Source organism: Xenorhabdus khoisanae (genome assembly GCF_001037465.1).
Taxonomy (GTDB): Bacteria; Pseudomonadota; Gammaproteobacteria; order Enterobacterales; family Enterobacteriaceae; genus Xenorhabdus; species Xenorhabdus khoisanae.
Genome location: NZ_LFCV01000073.1, coordinates 18,887 through 43,142 on the forward strand (window position 1 = coordinate 18,887; position 24,256 = coordinate 43,142).

A 24,256-nucleotide genomic window follows, 5' to 3' on the forward strand; every position below is an offset into this window, starting at 1 on the left:
ATTAGGGTTCTCCAAGATGCCGTTGCAGGTGGTAACCCTTGAACCCTTGGTTCAAGGTGAACGTAGAGTCGTTTCTATTAGGCTTCTTGGTCTGGCCAAGCATGCTCACAAGAAACAGAGCACTACATTCTATAAGGTATGAAATATCGGCTCAGGGGACTTCCCCGCTCACGCACACCTCAGAGAAATTTTTTGCTGCTTAAAACTCTAAATAGGCTCTAAACAACGCTATAGAGCCTATTGTATGGAACTAAACGAAGAAAGCAACTGCTTATATTCATCTATAGTGACTACTGCCTGATTTATCAACAAGAATGAGTTTATTGACAGGTGGAACATCAGGTAATTTTACCTTGTTCTAACAATGCGTTTTCAATAGTCTGCTGGAGCATTTTTATTTTTTGTTCCATATTGTAGGCATAATCACGGGTTTTCATTTTTTCTTGTGCTAACTCGTGACAAACATTCAGCGCTACAATAAAAACCAGCTGCTCAGTGTTAGTTACTCTGGTGCGTTCTTTGAGGTTTTGCAAACGTTGATCAAGCTCCTCAGCAGCAGCTTGCAATGCTTCTATCTGCTCTGGTGGACAATTGACACGTAATGACCGCCCAAAAATCTGAATATCTACTGGTTGTGCAGACATGACACCTTCCTGATTTATTACTGTGCCGATACCTTGATTTTGACATATAGCCCTCATCTTTCAAATTGTAGCTTTAATGGCTGAGTTACAACTTGAAATCTCTTGGGCATAAAATAAATTTTGGTATAAAAACAAGGTCGACACCAATCATTACCGTACAATACCAAAAGCTCCCCCTCCTTATATCGGTGTATGCTGTCTGGTATAGCGACTCCCCTTGATGGTAGCATAGCATGAACTTATATCGCCAACGATGATCAATATACATGTCTATACAAAACTCATTACCTAATTATCAGTCATTTGATGAAATTTTGCATCAACAGTCCGTTGCGCTGACAGCAGCAGAAATGCACGGCTTAATCAGTGGATTACTATGTGGTGGAAATCATGATAGTAGTTGGCAGTCATTGGTGCATGATCTCGCGAATGATGGTCTGGCATTTTCTCAGGTTTTGTCCGTACCTCTCAGGGAATTGTACGAAACGACCTTTGAATTGCTTGATGACAGTAATTTTGCATTTAAGCTACTGCTTCCTGATGAAGAAGCCGGTGTTTTTGAATGTGCGGATGCGTTGGCGGGATGGGTGAACCATTTTCTATTGGGATTGGGTGTCGCAAATCCAAAATTGACAGAAAAACCAGAAATTAAAGAAATTGTCACCGATTTACGTAATATCGGCATGCTGGGGTATGACGAGGACGAAGATCAAGAAGAGCTGTCCCAAGCTCTTGAAGAAGTCCTGGAATATGTTCGTGTTGCAGTTCAGCTTTGTTATATCGCTTTAGCAACGCCGAAAACTTCAGGTAGTGCAAAAAATGAAAAACCAACGTTGCACTGATTGGTGATATATACCTAATAAATTTCAAGTCGTAGCACAATGGCAAATGAACGGATCCTGAAAGCATAACTGACTGTGCGATTAGGAGCGGGTAAACGTGGCTGAGAAAGCAACAACTTGAAAGATAAAGGGTATCCTAACTAATAATAATGAAATCGCAGGAGAGGGTATGACTAAACAAGAATATTTATCCCGTCGTCAGGCACTATTGTCAAACATGGCACCGGCCAGTGCGGCCATTATTTTTTCTGCCCCGCCTGCGACACGTAATTCAGATAGCGAGTATCCTTATCGTCAGCACAGTGATTTTCTTTATCTGACAGGTTTCAATGAGCCGGAAGCGGTTCTGATACTGATCAAAAGTGATGAAACTCACAATCATAGCGTATTGTTTAACCGTGTCCGTGATTTGAATGCGGAAATTTGGTTTGGCCGTCGTCTTGGGCAAGAAGCCGCATTGGAAAAACTGGGCGTGGATCGTGCTCTGCCATATGATGATCTCAACGAACAGCTCTATTTACTACTGAATGGCTTAGAAGTGGTTTATCACGCGCAAGGAGAGTTTGAATACGCTGACAACATCGTATTTAGTGCCTTGGATAAATTGCGCAAAAATAGTCGCCGTAATCTCCGTGCTCCGTCTGCTATGGTGGATTGGCGTCCGTGGCTGCATGAAATGCGCCTGTTCAAGTCGGAAGCTGAATTGGAAATCATGCGCAAGGCTGGGAAAATCAGTGCGCAGGCGCATACCCGAGCCATGCAGGTTTGTCGTCCTGACATGCTTGAATATCAGCTTGAGGCTGAGATCCATCATGAATTTACCTATCAAGGTGCACGTTATCCTGCTTATAACACCATCATTGGTGCGGGAGAAAACGCCTGCATTCTGCATTACACAGAAAATGAACGTCGAATGAAAGACGGTGATTTAGTCTTGATCGATGCCGGATGTGAATATGAAGGGTATGCAGGCGACATTACACGGACATTTCCGGTCAATGGCAAATTTACTCGTCCACAACGTGAAATTTATGCCATTGTGCTGGAAGCCATCAATGTTTCTCTGGAGTTATACAAACCCGGCGCCAGCATCCGCGGAGTCACTGAGCAGGTTGTGCGTATCATGGTTAATGGATTGGTAAAATTGGGAATTATGCATGGTGAAGTCGAACAATTGATCGAGACCAATGCTTATCGCCAATTTTTCATGCATGGTTTAAGTCACTGGTTGGGATTGGATGTACACGATGTGGGCAATTACGGTGTTGAGCGTGATCGCATACTGGAACCCGGTATGGTGCTGACAGTGGAGCCGGGGCTTTACATTGCGCTGGATGCGGATGTTCCGTTGGAGTACCGCGGCATTGGTATCCGTATTGAAGATGACATCGTGATAACGGAAACCGGAAATGAAAACCTGACTGAGCATGTCGTAAAAGATCCCGATGAGATAGAAGCGCTGATGGCACAGGCGAAACAGGGTTAAGGTTAAAATAATCAGGAAGTGATAATGAACGTGATTATCGTGGGTGGAGGAATGGCAGGAGCGACACTGGCACTGGCTATTTCTTCGCTGAGTCGGGGGCAGTTACAAGTCTCCTTAATTGAAGTCGCAGAACCCACTCAGGAGCATCCGGGTTTTGATGCGAGAGCCATTGCCTTGGCTTATGGTACATGTCAGCGCTTGGATCAGATCGATATTTGGTCTGCACTGAAACATTGTGTGACTCCAATCACTCACGTTCATGTCAGCGACCGTGGTCATAACGGTTTTGTCAATATCCGCGCTGATGATTATCATATTCCGGCATTGGGTAATGTGATTGAATTACATGATGCCGGTATCCATCTGTTTGATTTACTGAAACAGTCACCGAATATCAAACTTTATTGTCCGGCTACAGTGAATTCCGTCGAGCGTCTGGAAAATTCTGTCATTGTTACGCTTAATAATGGTGAAAAACTGACAGGGGAATTGCTGGTGGCTGCGGACGGTAGCCATTCTGCGATAGCTCAGGCGTGTAATATTCCATTCCAGCGGCAATCTTACGATCAGGTAGCGATTATCGCCAATGTCCTGACTTCTGAGCACCCCCAAGGAAGAGCGTTTGAACGCTTTACTGAACATGGCCCGTTAGCTCTCTTGCCTATGTCTGAAGGGCGCAGTTCTTTGGTGTGGTGTCACCCACTGGAAAAACAGTCAGAAATCAATGGATGGGGTCAGGCCGAATTCATCCAACATCTGCAACAAGCATTTGGCTGGCGTTTAGGGAAAATATTGGAAACCGGTCAGCGGTACAGTTATCCATTGGCTTTATCGACAGCAAGCCGGCAAATTAGCCATCGCCTGGCGCTGGTCGGCAATGCATCCCAAACTTTGCACCCGATTGCCGGGCAAGGTTTTAACTTAGGTATGCGTGATGTTATGGCATTGGCGCAGATCATTTCAGAATCGGCTATTGCAGGGCAAGATATTGGAGCCTATAAAATGCTGGCTCAATATCAGCAGCAGCGTGAGGCAGATCGTGAAACGACAATTGGTATCACGGATGGATTGGTCAGATTATTCGCCAATGACTACTTGCCGTTAAGAATCGGGCGAAATTTGGGTCTGATGACGATGGAAGCATTACCACCGATACGGGATCTATTTGCCCGCCAGACATTGGGTTGGGTTACCCGGTCAGCTTAGGCAGATTAAGAGGAAAGAAAAACATGCAATCATTTGATGTGGTGATCGCAGGGGGCGGTATGGTTGGCCTTGCGCTGGCCTGTGGTTTGCAAGGTAGCGGTTTGCGCATCGCGATTGTAGAAGAACATTCACCAACAAAGAAATTTGATGCCAATGAAGAACATGCGTTGCGTGTATCGGCCATCAATGCAGCAAGTGAACGTTTACTCACTCATCTTGGTGTCTGGCAGAATATTCTTGCGATGAGAGCGAGTCCTTATCAGGGCATGGAAGTTTGGGATCAGGATAGCTTCGGCCGCATTCAGTTTAATGCGGACGAAAATGGCCTGACACATCTTGGTCATATCATTGAGAATCATGTAATCCGACAAGCGCTTTGGCAACGTGCGGAAAATTTGTCAGATGTGACGATTCTTACCCCATCCACCCTCCAGAATGTTGCCTGGGGAGAAAGTGAAGCCTTCATCACCTTATCTGATGGAAGCATGCTAACTTCGCGCTTAGTCGTTGGTGCAGACGGCGCACACTCTTGGTTGCGTCAACATGCCGATATTCCACTGACTTTTTGGGATTATGAGCATCATGCGCTGATAGCAACTATTCGCACTGAAGAACCTCATCAGGGCGTTGCACGTCAGGTTTTTCATGGTGATGGAATATTAGCTTTCTTGCCGTTGTCTGATCCTCATTTATGCTCAATTGTTTGGTCACTGCCGGCTGAATCGGCACAACAGCGCAAAACCATGGAACCTGAATTGTTCAATCGGCAATTGGGTGTGACATTTGACATGCGGCTAGGCCAATGTGAATTAATCAGTGATCGGCAAGCTATTCCATTAATGGGGCGTTATGCCCGCAACTTTGCCGCGCATCGCCTGGCACTATTGGGAGATGCGGCACATACCATTCATCCTTTGGCTGGTCAGGGTGTCAACCTGGGGTTTATGGATGTGGCTGAACTGATTAGTGAATTGAACCGACTGAATTGCGAGGGAAAAGACATTGGTCAGTATCTCTATTTAGGGCGTTATGAACGCCGTCGTAAGCACAGTGCTGCGGTTATGTTGGCAGGCATGCAGGGATTCCGTCAGTTATTTGAGGGTAATAATCCGGCTAAAAAGTTATTGCGAGGGGTTGGATTAGCATTGGCTGATCACTTACCGGGAATAAAACCGCAATTGCTTCGCCACGCAATGGGCCTCAACGATCTCCCTGACTGGCTCATTTCCCAAACCGCTTCGGTTGAAAAAATCTAATTTATCCTCCCATTTAGGATTAGTTTTTCTTATATTAGACTAAGGTGTGTTCAGTTGATTTGCTTCACACTTTAGTCATTTCCTAATCGAAAAAGATTGGTTCCTGCCGTTTATTGCAAATTTTGAGCGCTTTGACGCAATAAATTAGACAAAAATTCTGCATGATAGTAAGCGTTTTTTCAGGTTATCACACCAATGCCGCTAATTTATTTTATGGTTCATTTCCAGTTTCAGTGATAACTTCTGATTCTAAGGTATCGTTTGCGTGATTAACCGCTTCTTTGCTTCATGATCCAACATCTGCCGGTTAATGCGCCGTATGTTTTTTCAGGTCACGAATGTTTTCATGTCAAGAATGGAAAGAGGGAAATAATGTCAAAACACACCCCACTATATGATCAACATCTGGTATGCGGAGCACGCATGGTAGATTTTCATGGCTGGATGATGCCCCTGCATTATGGTTCACAAATCGACGAGCATCATATCGTGCGTACTGATGCTGGTATGTTCGACGTTTCCCACATGACTATTGTGGATCTGCACGGCCTAGGTTGCCGTGATTTTCTCCGTTACCTTCTGGCAAATGACATCGCCAAACTGACCGAGCAGGGCAAGGCGCTTTATACCGGAATGCTGAATGCTTCTGGTGGCGTGATTGATGACCTGATTGTCTACTTCTTCACTGATAACTTCTATCGTATGGTTGTTAATTCAGCAACGCGTGAGAAAGATTTAGCATGGATTAACCAACATGCGGAGAAATATGACGTCGAGATTACAGTGCGTGATGATTTGGCTCTGATCGCTGTTCAGGGGCCAAATGCACAAGCCAAAGTTCAATCACTATTAAGCGATGAACAAAAGCAGGCTGTAATCGGTATGAAGCCTTTTTGGGGCGTCCAGTCCGGCGCTCTCTTTATTGCGACGACGGGTTACACTGGTGAAGCGGGTTATGAAATTGCGTTACCAAAAGAACACGCAGCAGATTTCTGGCAGCAGTTATTAACCGTAGGTGTAAAACCTGCGGGATTGGGAGCACGTGACACATTACGTCTCGAAGCGGGCATGAATCTTTATGGTCAGGAGATGGATGAAACCATTTCACCACTGGCCGCCAACATGGGATGGACGATTGCCTGGAAACCGGAAGATCGTCAGTTCATTGGCCGCGAAGCGCTGGAAAGGCAGCGTGAAGCCGGTACAGATCAGTTGGTAGGGTTAATCATGCGTGAAAAAGGAGTGCTGCGCGGTGGTTTAACCGTCAGTTTCACCGATAATTCAGGCGAAATTCGTTCCGGTGTGATTACCAGCGGAACATTCTCCCCAACTCTGGGATTTAGTATCGCCCTTGCACGTGTACCACAAGGTATTGGTGAACAAGCGATTGTTCAGATCCGTAATCGTGAAATGCCTGTTCAGGTTGTGAAACCGGGTTTTGTGCGGATGGGTAAACCACTCGTAGACTGATTTTTGGTTGTAATGTTTTGATTGTTTTAATTTTTTATTAATCAATAAGAAACAAGGAGATGGCAACGATGAGTCATGTACCAACAGAATTGAAATATACAGAATCACACGAATGGGTTCGTTCGGAAGGAAATGGTGAATACACGGTAGGTATTACCGAACATGCTCAACAATTATTGGGTGATATGGTGTTCGTTGATTTGCCTGACGTCGGCACAGAGGTAAATAATGGTGATGATTGCGCAGTTGTAGAATCAGTTAAAGCTGCTTCTGATATCTACGCGCCATTGAGTGGTAAAGTCATCGCTGTTAACCCTGAGTTGGAAGGCTCACCCGAATTAGTGAATAGTGAGCCATATAACGAAGGTTGGCTGTTCCGCATCAAAATTACTGATGAGAGTGAACTGACTAACCTGCTTGATGCTGAAGGTTATCAGTCACTTTTAGAAGAAGACGAATAATTGTATTGACCGCCCCATATCACGTTGTGAATGGGGCTTTTTTATGTGTGCCGTTTTTAGCTAGTTTCAGGAAATTATCATCAATGACTCAGACACTAATCCAACTTGAAAATCAAGGTGAATTCATTCGTCGCCACATTGGTTCTTCTGCTGAACAGCAAACAGAAATGTTGGCGATAGTTGGTGCAAATTCTCTTGACGATCTGACAAATAAAATCGTTCCCCGCAATATTGCATTGTCAGAACCGCCAGCAATCGGTGAAAGTGCAACAGAACAACAGGCACTGGCTGAATTAAAGGCAATGGCGAGCCAGAACCAGCGCTATCAATCTTATATTGGCATGGGATACGCGCCATCGATACTTCCGCCTGTCATCTTGCGTAATTTGTTGGAAAACCCGGGCTGGTATACGGCTTATACGCCTTACCAACCAGAAGTTTCTCAAGGTCGGCTGGAAGCTCTGCTCAATTTCCAGCAAGTTACGATTGACCTGACGGGTTTGGATCTTGCGTCTGCTTCTCTGTTGGATGAAGCAACAGCAGCGGCAGAAGCCATGGCAATGGCAAAACGAATCAGCAAATTGAAGAATGCTGAGCGTTTTTTTGTGGCAGATGACATTCATCCACAGACATTGGATGTTGTGCGTACCCGTGCTGAAACATTTGGGTTTGAAGTCATTGTTGATAAAGCAGAGAAAGCACTGGAGTTAGAAGGTGTTTTTGGTGTTCTGTTGCAACAAATTGGCACAACGGGTGAAGTTCACGATTACAGTGATCTCATCGTGAAACTGAAAGAACGTAAAATCATTGTCAGCGTCGCGGCAGATTTCATGGCACTAGTCATGCTGACAGCACCGGGTAAACAAGGGGCTGACATTGTATTTGGTTCTGCGCAGCGTTTTGGTGTGCCGATGGGATACGGTGGCCCTCACGCCGCCTTCTTTGCCTGCCGTGATGAATTCAAACGTTCCATGCCGGGGCGTATTATTGGTGTTTCCCGTGATGCAGCGGGTAACAGGGCATTGCGTATGGCAATGCAAACACGTGAGCAACATATCCGCCGTGAAAAAGCGAACTCTAATATCTGTACCTCTCAAGTCTTGCTGGCAAATATTGCAGGCATGTATGCGGTTTACCACGGCGAGGAAGGCTTAAAGCGCATCGCTAGCCGCATTCATCGACTGACTGATATTCTGGCTGCTGGCTTGCAACAAGCGGGTATCACACTGCGTCATAAAACATGGTTTGATACGTTGACGGTTGAAGTGGCAGATAAAGCTCAGGTCTTGGCAAGAGCGGAGAAAGCGCAGATTAACCTGCGTACCGATATTTTCGGGGCTGTTGGTGTGTCATTGAGTGAAAAAACCAGCCGCGATGACCTGATAACCTTATTCCGGGTGCTGACGGGATCTGACGCTGTATTGGATATCGAAACGCTCGATAGCACAAGAGCGAATGACAACCAATCTATCCCTGCCAGCATGCTGCGTAATGATGAGATACTGACGCACGATAACTTCCGCCGTTATCATAGCGAAACGGACATGATGCGTTATATGCACAGTCTGGAGCGTAAAGATTTGGCGCTGAATCAGGCAATGATCCCGCTGGGATCGTGCACCATGAAACTGAATGCGGTCGCAGAAATCACGCCGATAACATGGCCTGAATTTACCGATATGCATCCTTTCTGCCCGACAGAGCAGGCACAAGGTTATCATCAGTTAATCAGTCAACTTTCCCATTGGTTGGTGCTATTGACTGGATATGATGCATTTTGTATGCAGCCAAATTCGGGGGCACAAGGGGAGTATGCTGGTCTGTTGGCAATTCGTCGCTATTACGCCAGCCGTGGTGAACAGCATCGTCATATTTGCTTAATACCAAGCTCAGCGCATGGGACAAACCCTGCCTCGGCACATATGGCGGGCATGACAGTTGTGGTTGTGAACTGTGACAAAGAAGGCAACATTGATCTGACCGATCTGCGTGAAAAAGCAGAAAATCATCGTGACGCTCTGGCTTGTATCATGGTGACTTACCCATCAACTCACGGTGTGTATGAAGAAACCATTCGTGAGATTTGCGACATTATCCATCAAAATGGTGGTCAGGTTTACCTTGATGGCGCGAACATGAACGCCCAAGTGGGGATCACTACGCCGGGCTTTATTGGCGCAGATGTTTCGCACCTGAATCTGCATAAAACTTTCTGTATTCCACATGGCGGTGGTGGCCCGGGTATGGGGCCGATTGGTGTGAAAAAACACCTTGCCCCATTTGTACCCGGTCACTCAGTGGTGGAAATGGATGGTGTTACGACACTGGGGGCGGTATCCGCAGCGCCATTTGGAAGTGCTTCCATTTTGCCAATTAGCTGGATGTATATTCGCATGATGGGTGCCAAAGGACTGAAGCAAGCCAGTCAGGTTGCTATCCTGAATGCAAACTACATCGCTGCTCGCCTGAAAGGGGCTTATGAAATCCTTTATACCGGACGTGATGGTTACGTTGCCCATGAATGTATTCTGGACATTCGCCCATTGAAAGAAGAGTTCGGTATCAGCGAAATGGATATCGCCAAGCGTCTGATTGACTATGGTTTCCATGCACCAACCATGTCATTCCCTGTTGCGGGTACTTTGATGGTTGAGCCAACGGAATCAGAAAGCAAAGTTGAAATTGATCGCTTTATTGACGCAATGCTGGCAATCCGTGAAGAAATCAGCAAAGTGGCAAAAGGGGAATGGTCTTTGGAAGATAACCCACTGGTTAACGCGCCACACATTCAGACTGAACTTGTTTCTGAATGGAACCATGCCTACAGCCGTGAAGTTGCTGTTTTCCCAACGGTGGAAACGAAGGCCAACAAATATTGGCCGACGGTTAAACGTCTGGACGATGTTTACGGTGACCGCAACTTACATTGCTCTTGTGCGCCGATTGACGATTATCGTTAATGACGATTTAGATTGATTTATTGTCAACCCCCGTCTGATAAGATGGGGGAAATCAGAGAGTGAAAAGTATGCCAGTTTGGATGGAGTTTTATTACTTCTATAGTTAGCCCTTCTCTTTAATCATAAAAGTAATTTTTCTACGTTATTAATAACGTAAATTTATTATTTCATGATTTCATGATCTCATTATTCTAAGTTTCCTTTAAATAACTTCATGGCGCTTTAAAAATAAGCAAGTAACTGCATACCAATGCAGTTACTTGCTCGTACATTTTTTACATGCGTCAATTAAGAACAATAGGAGTTCAGGCAATGTCATTGAGCAAAGGCATCAATTCGAATAAGCAAGCTGGATTACGTAATTGGTTTGGGTTGTTGATATTAATGTTGCCTGTTTTATTGGTGACTGTAGACAATACTATTTTGGGATTTGCTTTGCCGAAAATAGCTGGAGCTTTGGAACCGAGTGCCAATCAGCAATTATGGATAATCGATGCTTATTCCTTGGTATTGGCGGGATTGTTGGTTTCTATGGGCAGTATTGGCGATCGTATAGGCCATCGTGTGTTGCTGCTCTCAGGCGCATTGGGATTTACCGTTGTTTCAGTTTTAACCGCATTATCCACATCACCAGAACAGTTGATTGCTGGACGTGCTGCATTGGGCTTTTTTGGGGCGATGCTGATGCCATCAACGCTGGCCTTGATCAGCTGTCTTTTTGAAGATCGCGAACAGCGTCGTATTGCTGTCGCTATTTGGGCGACAACACTTACCGTTGGTTCTGCTTTAGGGCCTGTAGTTGGTGGCATTCTACTGCAATATTTTAACTGGAAGGCCATTTTCTTGCTGGCTGTTCCAATACTGGTTCCATTATTGATTTTTGGTCCCATTTTATTGCCGCCGTCTGACAAAAAACATACAGGGATTGTTGACGGTTATAGTGCCTTATTATCAATCATCGCGATGACAGGCATTGTTTATGCGATTAAGCACATAGCCAGTGATGGTTTTGATCTGTATGTCATTGTCGGACTCGCTATCGGTTTGATGGCTGGAAAATGCTTCATACGCCGACAGAAAACGCTATCCGTACCACTGATGGATATCTCGCTATTTCGTCATGGTGTATTTACCGGCTCGGTGATAGTGAATTTATTGAGTCTGGGGTTATTGGTGGGTTTTGTCTTTTTTGCCACTCAGTTTCTACAAATAGTACTGGGTATGAAACCCTTGTTAGCCAGTTTGGCATTGGTGCCCGGTCAAATCATGGCAATCGTTGTTGGGATGGCAATAGTGCCTGTTGCTCAGAGAGTATCAGCGCATTGGCTTATGCCAATTTTACTCTCTCTGGCAGGATCGGCATTTTTCTTGATCGCCTGTATAGGCAGTGATCTGATTTCAATCGCTATCGCTTTTGCATTGCTGGGGGTAGGAGTTGGTGCGATTGCCTCTGTTTCCAATGACCTGATACTTTCGGCTGTGCCATCTTCCAAGGCAGGGGCAGCTTCGGCAATCAGTGAAACAGCATATGAGATTGGTGTTGTGTTTGGGACAACGGTTATTGGGGGATTGGTAACGGCTTTTTATCGCTTGAACCTGAAACTGCCTGATGCAATTTCTCAGGAACAAGCCAGACTGGCATTGGAGACGTTAGCGGGTGCACACGTGGTTGCTCACTCATTAACGGGCATTGAAGGTCAGACATTGGTAGATGCAGCAGCATCTTCTTTCATTAATGCCATTGATATGACGAGTTGGCTAGTAACAGGATTGACTGGAATTGTAGTCATAATCGCGTGGACATTACTGAAAAACGCCAAGAAATCCGGATGAAAATCATAAGTGAAATTTAATTTTTTTAAATTAATTGTTAATGAATTAAAATTTCACATAAATCAAAATTCGTTGTTATTTTTAGCTTTTTAATCTAAAGATACACAGGTGTGGCAGTGTATTTTATTTTCTTCACTGTTTACACCTGCCAGCCAAATTAAAAGGAAACCGTCATCTGGGACAAGACAGAAAACATCCTTAAATCAGCCTTTGCAGTTGGTTAGTCAAAAAAATAATAGAAGGAGACGTTTATGAATGGCGCTGAAAGTCTTTTAAGATCGTTAACCGCCAGTGGCGTAACGGTCTGTTTCGGTAATCCTGGCACCTCGGAAATGCATTTTGTCTCGGCGCTCGATAGTGTCGGTGAAATGCGATGTATACTCGGTCTTCACGAAAATGTTGTTACGGGTGCGGCTGATGGCTATGCCCGAATGGCGGAAAAACCTGCCTGCACTTTGCTTCATCTTGGCCCGGGGCTGTCAAACGGACTTTCTAATCTTCACAATGCTCATCGAGCATCCAGCGCGATTGTGAATATTGTCGGTGATCACGCCTCATCGCATGTCGGTATGGATGCACCATTAGCATCGGATATCATTGGTATCGCACGCCCGGTATCAGATTGGATTTGTACTTCCACCAGCGCAAGAAATGTTGGTGCAGATGCAGCCAGAGCGGTACAAGCTGCCTATGCGGCACCGGGCAGTATAGCCACTTTGATCCTGCCAGCAGATACAGCATGGAATGACGCAGATGATGTTGCAGTACCACTTCCATTCATTACACCCGCTGAAGTTTCACTTCATACTATTGAGCGCGTGGCAGTGCAATTACGTCACGCTTCATCTCCTGCCATTTTGTTACGGGGCAATGTACTTAGGGATGAGAGTTTGATCCTTGCGGGTCGGATAGCAAAGCATACGGGAGCCAGATTGTTGTGTGACACTTTTGCTCCCCGTTTACAGCGTGGAGCGGGGCGGGTAGAGGTAGAACGGTTGCCCTATTTTGCCGAACAGGTATTGGAGAGTTTACAGGGCACTGATTTGCTCGTGTTAGTTGGAGCTAAACCTCCTGTTAGCTTTTTTGCTTATCCCGATAAACCGGGTTGGTTGACACCGGAAGGCTGTATTCTTTCCGTACTTTCTCATCCTCATGAAAATGGTTGTAGCGCATTGGCTACATTGGCCGAATCACTTGGTGCGTGCAAAGACTCATTTGCCGTTGCCAGACTACATATTCCGGAATTTTCACGGTCAGGCGCTTTGAATGCACAAGCAGTGATACAGGCCGTGGCACGGCACATGCCGGAAAACTCAATTCTGGCGGATGAATCTGTCAGTTCTGGTTTTGCTCATTATGGCATTACCTCATCAGCAGTGCCGCATGATTATTTGAATCTGACTGGCGGTGCCATTGGCAGCATGATGGCGGTATCGACAGGGGCAGCGGTGGCTTGTCCAGACCGCAAAATTATCACATTAGTGGGAGACGGTAGTGCTATGTATACCCTCCAGTCTCTTTGGACGCAGGCACGGGAAAAACTCGATATAACAACTATCATTTTGGCAAATCGGGGGTACAAGGTGCTGAATAATGAATTGATGCGAGTGGGGGCGGTTCAGGAAGGGATAAAAGCACACTCAATGCTTGATCTGAACAATCCACAAATTGATTGGGTTTCTTTGGCTCATGGTATGGGTATTGAGGCGGTTCGGGTGGAATTGCAGGCTGGGTTTGAAGATGCTTTTTTATCTGCCATGCGCCATCAAGGGCCGCGTCTGATTGAAGCGGTAATCAATTGAAAATGTATATTAAAGCTGTCAGATACCGTATTGGCTAAAGCTGACAGCTTTTACTGGATAAAGATGGAAATTATTTCAGCCAGCCTTTTTCCTTCGCTGCTTCTAATTGTGGTAGAAGGTATTGCCACAGTTCCGGATAACTTTCGGCAACAAAATGGAGCAGGTTGTAAACTTGTTCAAAGCGAATGTTATTTTCGACCCAACTCTGGCCTTGATTATGCAGGTTCATAAATACAGGCATGATCCTGTCGAGTGTTTTGGCAAAACGCGCTTCGGGGGTAAGGGCATCTTCGTATTCGTGCCACAGTTCCAGAAAATATTCTCTCTGTGCTTCCGGCAGTAAACCGAAAATACGGTTAGCTGCTTTAACTTCCTGTTCTTGAATGGCTTCACGGGCAGCCAGATCGAATGCAATCACATCACCGGCATCGATTTCAACAATGTCATGAATGAGGGCCATCTGGATGACACGACTGATATCCACATCGCCAGCATAAGGAGCAAAGCCGAGAACGGCAATAGCGAAATGCCAGCTATGTTCAGCGGAGTTTTCATGTCGGGTATTGTTCAGTAATTTCGTTTTGCGATGAACATACTTCAATTTATCCAGTTCCATGATAAACGCGATGACATCAGTAAAAGGGCCGAAATTAACAGGAGGTACAGCTAATGACATATGGAAACCTCAACAATTATTTTTCTTCGTCTAATGAGTAGGGTAATGCTTGGATCGTGAGGGCATGGCCTTCATCTTCACGGACACGGAAAACACTCTCTGTTTCCATATCATTGTTCATGACAACTTGCACCCAGATTAAACCGTCAGCCAGTTTAACCGCAGCCAACACTGAACCTGTCCGGCGCCATTTATCACCCAATTGCCATTCCAAATCATCGCCAGCGGCAGGCAAAGAAGAGGCACTACCGGCCAACCAGTACATAGCTCGCTTATTTGCACCGCGGTACTTGGCACGTGCCACCATCTCCTGACCGGTATAACAACCTTTCTTAAAATTGATACTATTTTCGATTGCCTGAAGATTTGTCGCTTGAGGAATAAGCTGTGCGCTGCTGGCTGCATCAATCACAGGAAATCCAGCTTCAATTTCCAGCGCCAGCCACTGTTGGCTGTTATTCAATTGTGATTGCAACTTCTCGACGAACATTTCGGTTAATTGAGCTGCGGTTGTGCTGTCCGTGACTAAAAGAAAACGTTCAGTAGGAAGTGATAAATGGAGAAGTGTTGTCGCTTCATGTTGGATAACAGGAGATTCGATATCGGGCAGATCAGGGAAGAAGGTTGCCAATGCTTTCCGGCTTCCTGTTCCCGCAACACCGAGCAGGACACTTTCGTCATCTTTGGCAAAAGTCACTTTGGAAAAAACAGCATACTTTTTCAATTCAGTTAATTGCGTGTCCAATACGGAATGACGTTCAATATAGGCAAAACCTTCTCCACGTCGAAACAGCCGTAGATTACTCCACATTTTTCCTTTGGCATCACAATGCGCAGTTAACACATGTTGGTTTTTATCCAGGGAAGCTATGTCTGTTGTTACTTGACCTTGCAGATATTTCTCCGCGTCAGCGCCAATGGTGGTCACCATTCCCCAATCCTCAAGGGAAATTAAAGTCAGTGGGAGTGTTGCTGAAGGGAGGGGAGATTGTGCAGAAAACGGAATTTGGTAAGCCATAACAACTCCTGCCAGTAAACTATCTGAGAAATAACGCTAATGGTAAAAGAGAAGTTGCTTCATGCAAAGGGGTTATTCCCGTTATTTACCTTTCAAACATTCGTTGTTGTGTTGTTGCGATACGCTTCTCAAGTTGTCGATATATCCAGACATTCAGCCGTAGCAGATGATGAAAAACAGGTTAGAATCGTTGATAATCCCGCTTGATGAAAAATGATAAAGAGGCTTTTTAAACATGGATATTGGTAATAAAGCGCGTATTCACTGGGCATGTCGTCGTGGAATGCGTGAGTTGGATATTTCTATCATGCCATTTTTTGAGTATGAATATGATTCCTTGAATGATGACGACAAGCGGGTTTTCGTTCGTTTGCTGGAGTGTCCGGACCCTGATCTTTTCAACTGGCTCATGAATCATGGGCGTCCTGAAGATGATGAGCTTTTTCATATGGTGCAATTGATCCAGAGCAGAAACCAAGCCCGTGGTCCTGTGGAACAATAAATTAAGCATCTCCCGCCAGACTTACCTGTTTTCTATCGGTGTACATGGCGGCATCGCTGTGGCGGCTTTATTGGCGCCGTGGCCGACAAACGGTATTTTTTTCTGGCTCCCATTGCTTGCGATTATCATGATTAGTTGGATATGGAGTCAGAAAAATATTCGCCAGTGTCAGGGGCGATTGGTGCTATTTAAGAGCAATAAAGTGCACTGGCAAAAAGCAGCGTGGATCATCGCTCAACCACCGTGGTTTAGCCGCTATGGAATGGTCGTTATACTTCATGCTCTTGTGCAGGCGGAAAATGCACGCCATCAGTCACCAGTCAGATTGTGGGTGGCATCCGATAGTCTGTCACCAGAAGCATGGCGCCATCTAAACCAGCTTATGCGCCAATATTCTGTTAAAAAATAGCTAAAAAACCGTCAGAATAAGGCTTCCATTTCAGCCAATATCTGCATACACCATTCACTTAAACGCTCATCGGTTTGTTCGAACTGGTTTACATCATCCAGAGCTAGCCCGACGAACTGCTTACCATCATCAGATAGCGGTTTTGGGCTGGTAAACTCATAACCTTCTGTTGGCCAGAAACCAATAAACTGTACACCTGTTGGTCGCAGATGATGATACAGCATGCCTAATGCATCCAAAAACCATTCACTGTAATCGATCTGATCTCCCATGCCATACATGGCAACGATTGTTCCTGCCAGATCCAGTGACGGAAGCTGATCCCAAATAGCCAGCCAATCTTCTTGCAGTTCTCCGAAATCCCACGTTGGCATACCGAGGATCAAGACAGAATACTCTTCCATCAATTGCGGATCACAATCCTTGACATTATGCAGATCGATGAGATCTTCACCGAGTATATCGCGTATTTTTTCTGCTACCATTTCTGTATAGCATGTACTGGAGCCGTAAAAGAGACCAATTTTCATCATTATTTATCAGGAAGTTTCGAATATCAGGGGTGGCATTGTAACAGAATAATCGCTTTTTCAGGCATAATAGCCGATTGGAAGGCGCATATAGAAAGGAGGGCTTGTGCCAAGAAAACACAACCTATCAGAAAGCCATTTATCAGGAAATAAGGCATCAGAAAAAGATTTATCAGAAAACAGCTCTCCGAAACAACATCCAACGGCTAATCCCCTGATAGAACAATTTCTCGATACCATCTGGCTGGAAAAAGATTTGGCTGAGAATACGCTGGCTTCTTATCGGCTTGATTTACAAGCTCTGAATAATTGGCTGGTGCATTATGACCATGATTTACTTACTGTACAATCTATAGAGCTACAATCATTTTTGGCTGAACGGGTAGACGGCGGTTATAAAGCGAGTAGTTCAGCCCGCTTGCTAAGTGCAATGAGGCGGTTGTTTCAGTACCTTTATCGTGAAAGAATGCGGGAAGATGATCCAACTGCGTTATTATCTGCGCCTAAATTGCCTAAACGTCTGCCCAAAGATTTAAGCGAAAAACAAGTTGAGAATTTGCTCAACGCGCCTGTGACTGAACAGCCGATTGAACTGCGGGATAAAGCTATGCTTGAAGTGCTTTATGCGTGTGGATTACGTGTCTCGGAATTGGTTGGCCTGACGTTATCGGATGTGAGTTTACGTCAAGGAGTGGTCAGGGTAGTCGGTAAGGGAAATAAGGAAAGATTAGTCCCTTTAGGGGAAGAAGCAGTTTACTGGCTGGAAAATTATCTTGAGCATGGGCGTCCTTGGTTATTGAATGGCGCGGTATCTGATGTATTTTTCCCCAGTAAGCGGGGAACGCAGATGACACGCCAAACTTTTTGGCATCGGATCAAACACTATGCCGTATTGGCCGAAATTGATGCCGAACGCTTGTCACCCCATGTTTTACGCCATGCCTTTGCAACACATTTACTTAATCATGGCGCTGACTTACGCGTTGTGCAGATGTTACTGGGCCATAGTGATCTCTCTACAACTCAGATTTACACTCATGTAGCAACCGAACGCCTTAAGGTGCTACATCAACAACATCATCCTCGTGGGTAACTGCGGAGAAAGATGCAAATAAGGAACAAACAATGAAGAAAATTGCGTTTTGCCTTTCTTTAATACTGACTGCTTTTGCCAACAATGCTTTTGCCAATAATGCCTTCGCTGATGAAAGCCCTATCAATAAGTCACTGGCTAAAATGGGAATCAAGGCAGAAAATATTACCCCATCACAGATTTCTGGCGTGAGTGCAATTTTAACTGATCACGGCATTATTTATATGTCTAATGATGGTAAATATTTGTTACAGGGACCATTGTATGAAATGAGTGGCAAAATACCCAAGAATGTCAGTAATCAGGTTTTGGTTAAAAAGCTGGAAGCTTTGAAAAATCAAATGATTATTTATAAAGCACCGAAAGAAAAACACGTTGTTACTGTCTTTACTGATATTACTTGTGGTTATTGCCGCAAACTGCATGAAAGCATGCAAGAATATAACGATCTGGGAATTACTGTTCGTTATCTGGCATTTCCTCGTCATGGCCTGCAACACGAATCAGCCAAAGAGATGCAGTCTATTTGGTGCAGCGCGACACCGAACAAATCTCTCAATGCGGTTTTCAAAGGTGACAAGGTTTCTCCAATTAAAGAATGCAAAACTGATATCGCGAAACAATATCAGCTAGGCCTGCAATTTGGCGTTCAGGGTACACCAGCGATTATTCTTGAAGATGGTAGTGTGATTGGTGGTTATTTGTCGCCGAAAGATTTATTAGCTATGTTGGATCAACGTGGTGAATAACTGATAATGCATCAAGAAACACAACTCCGCCGCCGACCGGAGGCGGATTTCAGCCAGCTTCCCAACAATATTCATCCGTTATTACGCCGCTTATACGCCATGCGTGGTATACGTCAGGCAAATGAACTGGAGCGCGGTGCAAAGGGATTGCTTAATTACCAATCCCTTAACGGCATTGAACAGGCAGTTGCTTTGCTTATCACAGCATTGCATGAACATTGGCGTATTGTGATCGTCGGAGATTTCGATGCGGATGGGGCGACCAGTACCGCATTGTGCATTCGTGCATTGCGTGCAATGGGATATCGTCGTCTTGATTATCTTGTTCCCAACCGTTTTGAAGATGGTTATGGCCTGAGCGTTCAGGTTGTTGATGAAGTCGTCAAAAAAGGCGCAGAACTGATTATCACAGTGGATAATGGGATCTCATCCCATGACGGTGTCACTGCGGCACATCAACACGGCATTAAAGTTATTGTCACCGATCACCATTTGCCGGGTGAAACATTGCCCGCCGCCAATGCCATTATCAATCCCAATTTGGCTGATTGTGCCTTTCCTTCCAAGGCATTGGCGGGTGTTGGCGTCGCATTTTATCTGATGTCCGCACTCAGGGCGGAATTACGCCAATTGTCATGGTTTGAGCAGCAAGGCATATCATTACCTAATCTGGCGGAATTACTGGATTTAGTGGCATTAGGTACGGTAGCAGATGTGGTTCCCCTAGATACCAATAATCGTATTTTGGTATATCAGGGACTAAATCGCATTCGGGCAGGGCGATGCTGTGCGGGAATACGGGCATTGCTCGAAATTTCCAAACGAGAATCCACAAAACTGGCTGCCAGTGATTTGGGTTTTGCATTAGGGCCACGATTAAATGCTGCCGGACGTCTGGATGATATGTCTGTTGGAGTGGCGTTATTGCTGACAGATGACATGATGCAAGCGCGTCAGATCGCTTGTGAGTTGGATGGCTTGAACCAGACTCGTCGGGAAATTGAACAAGGCATGCAGCAAGAAGCCTTGCAGATTTGCGATAAAATCGAACGCACCCATACCCAATTACCCTATGGCTTAGCGATTTACCATCCTGAATGGCATCAGGGCGTAGTGGGTATTTTGGCCTCGCGTATTAAAGAACGCTTTCATCGTCCGGTTATCGCTTTTGCCCCTGCTGGGGACGGTACGCTAAAAGGATCGGGCCGCTCTGTACATGGCTTGCATATGCGTGATGCGCTTGAACGCCTTGATACCCTGCATCCGGGATTGATGTTGAAATTTGGTGGTCATGCGATGGCAGCGGGATTGTCGATTGAACAAGACAAATTTGACCTATTTCAGCGCCATTTTTCTGCATTAGTGGCAGATTTACTGGACATCTCCCAACTTGAAGGTGTGGTCTGGAGTGATGGGGAACTGGCATTGGATGAGTTGTCGCTGGAGGTTGCAGAAATCCTGCGTGACGGTGGCCCGTGGGGACAGGCGTTTGCAGAGCCAGTATTTGACGGTAAATTCAAGTTGCTACAACAGCGAATTGTTGGTGAAAACCATCTGAAAGTGATGCTTGAACCATTAAATGGCGGACCAATGCTGGATGGCATCGCATTTAATATTGATGTTAATCGCTGGCCGGATAACAGCGTCAAAACGGTAGAACTGGCTTATAAATTGGATATTAACGAATTTCGTGGTAATCGGGATGTACAGCTTTTGATCCAACATATTTGGCCTTACTGAATTGCCATCATCTGATGATGTGGTAAATCTGCGGAAATGCTATAAACCCAGTGATAGATCCGTTAGAATACGCGGTTCGAAAATATCCATGCGACCATCATTTATTCATAATACACAACGTATAAGACACAAAATATGTTTGAAATTAATCCGGTAAAAAACCACATTCAGGACCTGTCTGAACGGACAGCAGTTCTGAGGGGGTATCTTTGACTATGATGCCAAGAAAGAACGCTTAGAAGAAGTTAATGCTGAACTGGAACAGCCTGATGTCTGGAATGAACCGGAACGGGCACAGGCGTTGGGTAAAGAGCGTTCATCACTGGAAAGCATCGTAGAAACCATCGATCAACTTGATCAGGGATTGGAAGATGTAAACGGTCTGTTGGAATTGGCCGTTGAGGCTGATGACGAAGAAACCTTCAATGAAGCAGTCGCTGAATTGGAACAGTTAGAAGAAAAACTGGGCCTGCTTGAATTCCGTCGTATGTTCTCCGGCGAATATGACAACGCAAACTGTTATCTGGATCTTCAGGCAGGTTCTGGCGGTACAGAAGCACAGGACTGGGCCAGCATGTTGATGCGCATGTATCTGCGTTGGGCTGAATCCAAGGGCTTTAAGACAGAAATCATTGAAGAATCTGATGGTGACGTTGCAGGTCTGAAATCCGCCACTATCAAGATCGTGGGTGAATATGCTTACGGCTGGCTGCGTACAGAAACGGGCGTTCATCGCTTGGTACGTAAGAGCCCGTTTGACTCAGGTGGCCGCCGTCATACATCATTCAGTTCTGCCTTCATCTATCCAGAAGTAGATGATGATATTGATATTGAAATCAATCCGGCTGATTTACGTATTGATGTATACCGCGCCTCTGGTGCTGGTGGTCAGCACGTCAACAAAACTGAATCGGCTGTACGTATCACCCACGTACCGACTGGCACCGTCACTCAATGTCAGACAGACCGTTCTCAGCATAAAAACAAAGACCAGGCGATGAAACAGTTGAAAGCGAAACTGTACGAACTGGAAATGCAGAAGAAGAATGCTGATAAACAAGCAATGGAAGAAAACAAATCGGATATTGGTTGGGGCAGTCAGATCCGCTCTTACGTTTTGGATGATTCCCGCATTAAAGACTTGCGTACTGGTGTAGAAACCCGTAACACGCAATCTGTGCTGGATGGTGATTTGGACAAATTCATTGAAGCAAGCTTAAAAGCTGGCCTATGAGGAACTAAAATGTCACAACAACAGCAGGGAGCTGAACAAGCTCCTGACTTAAATAATGAACTGAAAACACGCCGTGAGAAACTGGCTGTACTGCGCAGCAACGGCATTGCTTTCCCAAATGATTTTCGTCGCGAAAACATTTCCGAAGATCTGCACGCAAAATACGATGGCAAGACGAAGGAAGAGTTGGAAGAGCTGGATATCGAAGTGACCGTTGCTGGTCGCATGATGACACGTCGCATCATGGGCAAGGCATCTTTTGCAACCTTGCAGGACAAGGGCGGCCGCATTCAGATCTACGTTTCCCGTGATGACTTGCCGGAAGGTATTTACAATACTCAGTTCAAAAAATGGGATTTGGGTGACATTTTAGGTGCACGCGGTAAGTTGTTCAAAACTCAAACGGGTGAACTTTCCGTTCACTGTACCGAACTGCGTCTGCTGACTAAAGCACTGCGTCCACTGCCGGATAAATTCCACGGTTTGGCAGATCAGGAAACCCGTTATCGCCAGCGTTATTTGGATCTGATCGCGAACGATGAATCACGTAAGGCATTCCAGATCCGTTCCCGCGTGATGTCTGCATTGCGTAACTTCATGACCCAGAAAGACTTCATGGAAGTTGAAACGCCAATGATGCAAGCGATTCCGGGTGGTGCAAGTGCACGTCCATTCATTACGCACCACAATGCGCTGGATATCGACATGTACCTGCGTATTGCGCCAGAACTGTATCTGAAACGTCTGGTTGTCGGTGGTTTTGAGCGCGTTTTCGAAATCAACCGTAACTTCCGTAACGAAGGTGTTTCTCCGCGTCACAACCCTGAGTTCACCATGATGGAACTCTACATGGCTTACGCGGATTACCAAGATCTGATTGTACTGACCGAAGAGCTGTTCCGTACCTTGACTCAAGAAGTGTTGGGTACAACGCTGGTGCAATATGGTGAGCAAGAATTCGATTTCGGCAAACCTTTCGTCAAAATGACCATGAAAGAAGCGATCTGCAAATATCGTCCAGAAACCAATATGGCAGACTTGGATGATATGGATAAAGCCGTTGTTATCGCGAAATCCTTGGGCATTGACATTGAAAAAGGTTGGGGCTTGGGTCGTATTCAGTGTGAAATCTTTGAAGAAACCGCAGAAAGCCACTTGATTCAGCCGACTTTCATTACAGAATATCCGGCAGAAGTTTCTCCGTTGGCACGCCGTAACGACGAAAACCCATTCATTACTGACCGTTTTGAGTTCTTCATCGGTGGTCGTGAAATTGGTAACGGCTTCTCGGAGCTGAACGACGCGGAAGACCAGGCAGAGCGTTTCGCAGAGCAAGTTCGCCAGAAGGACGAAGGTGATGACGAAGCGATGTTCTACGATGAAGACTACATCACTGCACTGGAGCATGGCTTGCCACCAACAGCAGGCTTGGGAATTGGTATCGACCGTATGGTGATGTTGTTTACTAACAGCCATACTATTCGTGATGTTATCCTGTTCCCGGCAATGCGTCCGAATAAATAATCATTTTTTGATTAAAATCCGCCAAACGCCCTGCCCGTTAATCTGGCAGGGCGTTTTTGTATATAGAAAACCCCCAGCTTGGCTGGGGGTTCCGTAGAGCTTACAGCTATAAGTCTGCTATAAAAACCCCTTTTGATTTGTTAAAACACCTTGCGGTCTGGCAACTGCAAAAGTGAATCAAAAAATCGAAAGGGGGTCCCACAATGAGGGATGAGAAGAGCTTAGCGCATACCCGATGGAACTGTAAATATCACATAGTCTTTGCGCCAAAATACCGAAGGCAGGTGTTCTACGGAGAAAAACGGAGAGCGATAGGCAGCATATTAAGAAAACTCTGTGAATGGAAAAACGTGAACATATTGGAGGCAGAATGTTTTGTGCGGACCACATACATATGCTTCTGGAAATCCCGCCCAAGATGAGTGTGTCGAGTTTTATGGGGTATCTGAAGGGGAAAAGTAGCCTGATGCTTTATGAGCAATTTGGTGATCTCAAATTCAAATATCGTAATCGAGAGTTTTGGTGTCGGGGGTATTACGTTGATATAGTGGGAAAAAATACAGTTAAGATCCAGGAATACATAAAGCACCAACTGGATGCGGATAAATTGGGAGAACAGTTATCAATCCCGTATCCTGGTAGCCCGTTTACGGGCCGTAAGTAATCCATAGAATGCAAATGTCAGATTGCGATGCGCCTGTTAGGGCGCGGCTGGTAAGAAAGCCTTATAGGCGCATATGAAAAACCCCCGGCTATGCCCTGTCTCTTCTACACAAATCCCTCGATTTAATCGAGGGATTTTTTTGAACCTTTTTCTACCT

At 45.4% G+C, this 24,256-nt stretch carries 20 protein-coding genes, 1 other RNA gene and 1 pseudogene; 17 read left to right on the forward strand and 5 right to left on the reverse strand.

Features of this window, described 5'->3' with window-relative positions; genetic code table 11:
- Positions 1 to 4 precede the first annotated feature (4 nt).
- Positions 5 to 189: non-coding RNA, 6S RNA (gene ssrS / locus AB204_RS21435), on the reverse strand.
- A 149-nt stretch (positions 190 to 338) separates the two neighbouring features.
- Positions 339 to 644, reverse strand: coding sequence for a cell division protein ZapA (gene zapA / locus AB204_RS12075; protein WP_047963623.1), 306 nt, complete (start codon positions 642 to 644; stop codon positions 339 to 341).
- 266 nt (positions 645 to 910) lie between these two features.
- On the opposite strand from zapA, the gene AB204_RS12080 reads away from it, so the two are divergent.
- The 9 genes from AB204_RS12080 (at position 911) to AB204_RS12120 (ending at position 13,960) form a co-directional block, all read left to right on the forward strand.
- Positions 911 to 1,486 (forward strand): YecA/YgfB family protein, encoded by a 576-nt coding sequence (locus tag AB204_RS12080; RefSeq protein ID WP_047963624.1) that lies wholly within the window; start codon positions 911 to 913, stop codon positions 1,484 to 1,486.
- Positions 1,487 to 1,655: 169 nt separating this feature from the next.
- Positions 1,656 to 2,972, forward strand: a complete 1,317-nt coding sequence (pepP, locus tag AB204_RS12085) for a Xaa-Pro aminopeptidase (RefSeq protein ID WP_047963625.1) — start codon at positions 1,656 to 1,658, stop codon at positions 2,970 to 2,972.
- Between the two features lie 24 nt (positions 2,973 to 2,996).
- Positions 2,997 to 4,178, forward strand: coding sequence for a 2-octaprenyl-6-methoxyphenyl hydroxylase (gene ubiH, locus AB204_RS12090; RefSeq protein WP_047963626.1), 1,182 nt, complete (start codon positions 2,997 to 2,999; stop codon positions 4,176 to 4,178).
- 23 nt (positions 4,179 to 4,201) lie between these two features.
- A complete protein-coding gene (gene ubiI, locus AB204_RS12095; protein ID WP_047963627.1) occupies positions 4,202 to 5,434 on the forward strand; it encodes an FAD-dependent 2-octaprenylphenol hydroxylase in 1,233 nt (410 codons plus the stop codon).
- Positions 5,435 to 5,806: 372 nt separating this feature from the next.
- Complete coding sequence (gene gcvT / locus AB204_RS12100) at positions 5,807 to 6,904, forward strand: glycine cleavage system aminomethyltransferase GcvT (RefSeq protein ID WP_047963628.1); 1,098 nt, start codon at positions 5,807 to 5,809, stop codon at positions 6,902 to 6,904.
- A gap of 68 nt (positions 6,905 to 6,972) precedes the next feature.
- A complete protein-coding gene (gene gcvH / locus AB204_RS12105; RefSeq protein ID WP_047963629.1) occupies positions 6,973 to 7,365 on the forward strand; it encodes a glycine cleavage system protein GcvH in 393 nt (130 codons plus the stop codon).
- A gap of 83 nt (positions 7,366 to 7,448) precedes the next feature.
- Positions 7,449 to 10,325 (forward strand): aminomethyl-transferring glycine dehydrogenase, encoded by a 2,877-nt coding sequence (gene gcvP, locus AB204_RS12110; protein ID WP_047963630.1) that lies wholly within the window; start codon positions 7,449 to 7,451, stop codon positions 10,323 to 10,325.
- Between the two features lie 312 nt (positions 10,326 to 10,637).
- Positions 10,638 to 12,158 carry an MFS transporter gene (locus tag AB204_RS12115; protein ID WP_047963631.1) on the forward strand — a complete coding sequence of 507 codons (1,521 nt, stop codon included), beginning with the start codon at positions 10,638 to 10,640 and terminating at the stop codon, positions 12,156 to 12,158.
- Positions 12,159 to 12,409: 251 nt separating this feature from the next.
- Positions 12,410 to 13,960 (forward strand): acetolactate synthase large subunit, encoded by a 1,551-nt coding sequence (locus AB204_RS12120; RefSeq protein ID WP_047963632.1) that lies wholly within the window; start codon positions 12,410 to 12,412, stop codon positions 13,958 to 13,960.
- Positions 13,961 to 14,030: 70 nt separating this feature from the next.
- Here the strand turns inward: AB204_RS12120 and AB204_RS12125 are convergent, their stop codons facing one another.
- Both AB204_RS12125 and ygfZ read right to left on the reverse strand, forming a co-directional pair.
- Positions 14,031 to 14,636 (reverse strand): HD domain-containing protein, encoded by a 606-nt coding sequence (locus tag AB204_RS12125; RefSeq protein ID WP_047963633.1) that lies wholly within the window; start codon positions 14,634 to 14,636, stop codon positions 14,031 to 14,033.
- A gap of 16 nt (positions 14,637 to 14,652) precedes the next feature.
- Complete coding sequence (ygfZ, locus tag AB204_RS12130) at positions 14,653 to 15,654, reverse strand: tRNA-modifying protein YgfZ (protein ID WP_047963634.1); 1,002 nt, start codon at positions 15,652 to 15,654, stop codon at positions 14,653 to 14,655.
- 235 nt (positions 15,655 to 15,889) lie between these two features.
- Here ygfZ and sdhE point away from each other — a divergent pair, with 235 nt between their 5' ends.
- Together sdhE and AB204_RS12140 are read left to right on the forward strand one after the other, a co-directional pair.
- Entirely contained in the window at positions 15,890 to 16,156 is a 267-nt protein-coding gene (sdhE, locus tag AB204_RS12135) for an FAD assembly factor SdhE (RefSeq protein WP_047963635.1), read from the forward strand.
- A complete protein-coding gene (locus AB204_RS12140; protein WP_047963636.1) occupies positions 16,137 to 16,565 on the forward strand; it encodes a protein YgfX in 429 nt (142 codons plus the stop codon). Before sdhE ends, AB204_RS12140 begins: the two co-directional genes overlap by 20 nt.
- Before the next feature lie 11 nt (positions 16,566 to 16,576).
- On the opposite strand, the gene fldB is transcribed toward AB204_RS12140, so the two are convergent.
- Complete coding sequence (gene fldB / locus AB204_RS12145; RefSeq protein WP_047963642.1) at positions 16,577 to 17,095, reverse strand: flavodoxin FldB; 519 nt, start codon at positions 17,093 to 17,095, stop codon at positions 16,577 to 16,579.
- Positions 17,096 to 17,309: 214 nt separating this feature from the next.
- Between fldB and xerD the strand changes: the two genes are divergently transcribed.
- The 6 genes and pseudogenes from xerD (at position 17,310) to tnpA (ending at position 24,099) form a co-directional block, all read left to right on the forward strand.
- Positions 17,310 to 18,188 carry a site-specific tyrosine recombinase XerD gene (gene xerD / locus AB204_RS12150; protein ID WP_047963643.1) on the forward strand — a complete coding sequence of 293 codons (879 nt, stop codon included), beginning with the start codon at positions 17,310 to 17,312 and terminating at the stop codon, positions 18,186 to 18,188.
- 32 nt (positions 18,189 to 18,220) lie between these two features.
- Positions 18,221 to 18,937 carry a bifunctional protein-disulfide isomerase/oxidoreductase DsbC gene (dsbC, locus tag AB204_RS12155; protein ID WP_047963637.1) on the forward strand — a complete coding sequence of 239 codons (717 nt, stop codon included), beginning with the start codon at positions 18,221 to 18,223 and terminating at the stop codon, positions 18,935 to 18,937.
- A gap of 6 nt (positions 18,938 to 18,943) precedes the next feature.
- Positions 18,944 to 20,677, forward strand: coding sequence for a single-stranded-DNA-specific exonuclease RecJ (gene recJ / locus AB204_RS12160; protein WP_047963638.1), 1,734 nt, complete (start codon positions 18,944 to 18,946; stop codon positions 20,675 to 20,677).
- Positions 20,678 to 20,812: 135 nt separating this feature from the next.
- A protein-coding gene (gene prfB / locus AB204_RS12165) for a peptide chain release factor 2 (RefSeq protein ID WP_152671536.1) occupies positions 20,813 to 21,911 on the forward strand; the annotation gives its coding sequence in 2 pieces (ribosomal slippage) (positions 20,813 to 20,887 and positions 20,889 to 21,911; 1,098 coding nt in all).
- Between the two features lie 9 nt (positions 21,912 to 21,920).
- Positions 21,921 to 23,435, forward strand: coding sequence for a lysine--tRNA ligase (gene lysS / locus AB204_RS12170; protein WP_047963640.1), 1,515 nt, complete (start codon positions 21,921 to 21,923; stop codon positions 23,433 to 23,435).
- Positions 23,436 to 23,638: 203 nt separating this feature from the next.
- Positions 23,639 to 24,099: pseudogene (tnpA, locus tag AB204_RS12175) on the forward strand (IS200/IS605 family transposase).
- The last annotated feature ends 157 nt before the right edge of the window (positions 24,100 to 24,256 follow it).

Coding starts and splice junctions, on each gene's coding strand:
- lysS (WP_047963640.1), top strand. CDS start 21,921: ATGTCACAACAACAGCAGGGAGCTGAACAAGCTCCTGACTTAAATAAT.
- zapA (WP_047963623.1), bottom strand. CDS start 644: ATGTCTGCACAACCAGTAGATATTCAGATTTTTGGGCGGTCATTACGT.
- ygfZ (WP_047963634.1), bottom strand. CDS start 15,654: ATGGCTTACCAAATTCCGTTTTCTGCACAATCTCCCCTCCCTTCAGCA.
- gcvP (WP_047963630.1), top strand. CDS start 7,449: ATGACTCAGACACTAATCCAACTTGAAAATCAAGGTGAATTCATTCGT.
- gcvT (WP_047963628.1), top strand. CDS start 5,807: ATGTCAAAACACACCCCACTATATGATCAACATCTGGTATGCGGAGCA.
- AB204_RS12125 (WP_047963633.1), bottom strand. CDS start 14,636: ATGTCATTAGCTGTACCTCCTGTTAATTTCGGCCCTTTTACTGATGTC.
- fldB (WP_047963642.1), bottom strand. CDS start 17,095: ATGAAAATTGGTCTCTTTTACGGCTCCAGTACATGCTATACAGAAATG.
- ubiH (WP_047963626.1), top strand. CDS start 2,997: ATGAACGTGATTATCGTGGGTGGAGGAATGGCAGGAGCGACACTGGCA.
- recJ (WP_047963638.1), top strand. CDS start 18,944: ATGCATCAAGAAACACAACTCCGCCGCCGACCGGAGGCGGATTTCAGC.
- dsbC (WP_047963637.1), top strand. CDS start 18,221: ATGAAGAAAATTGCGTTTTGCCTTTCTTTAATACTGACTGCTTTTGCC.
- pepP (WP_047963625.1), top strand. CDS start 1,656: ATGACTAAACAAGAATATTTATCCCGTCGTCAGGCACTATTGTCAAAC.
- gcvH (WP_047963629.1), top strand. CDS start 6,973: ATGAGTCATGTACCAACAGAATTGAAATATACAGAATCACACGAATGG.
- AB204_RS12115 (WP_047963631.1), top strand. CDS start 10,638: ATGTCATTGAGCAAAGGCATCAATTCGAATAAGCAAGCTGGATTACGT.
- AB204_RS12120 (WP_047963632.1), top strand. CDS start 12,410: ATGAATGGCGCTGAAAGTCTTTTAAGATCGTTAACCGCCAGTGGCGTA.
- ubiI (WP_047963627.1), top strand. CDS start 4,202: ATGCAATCATTTGATGTGGTGATCGCAGGGGGCGGTATGGTTGGCCTT.
- AB204_RS12080 (WP_047963624.1), top strand. CDS start 911: ATGTCTATACAAAACTCATTACCTAATTATCAGTCATTTGATGAAATT.
- sdhE (WP_047963635.1), top strand. CDS start 15,890: ATGGATATTGGTAATAAAGCGCGTATTCACTGGGCATGTCGTCGTGGA.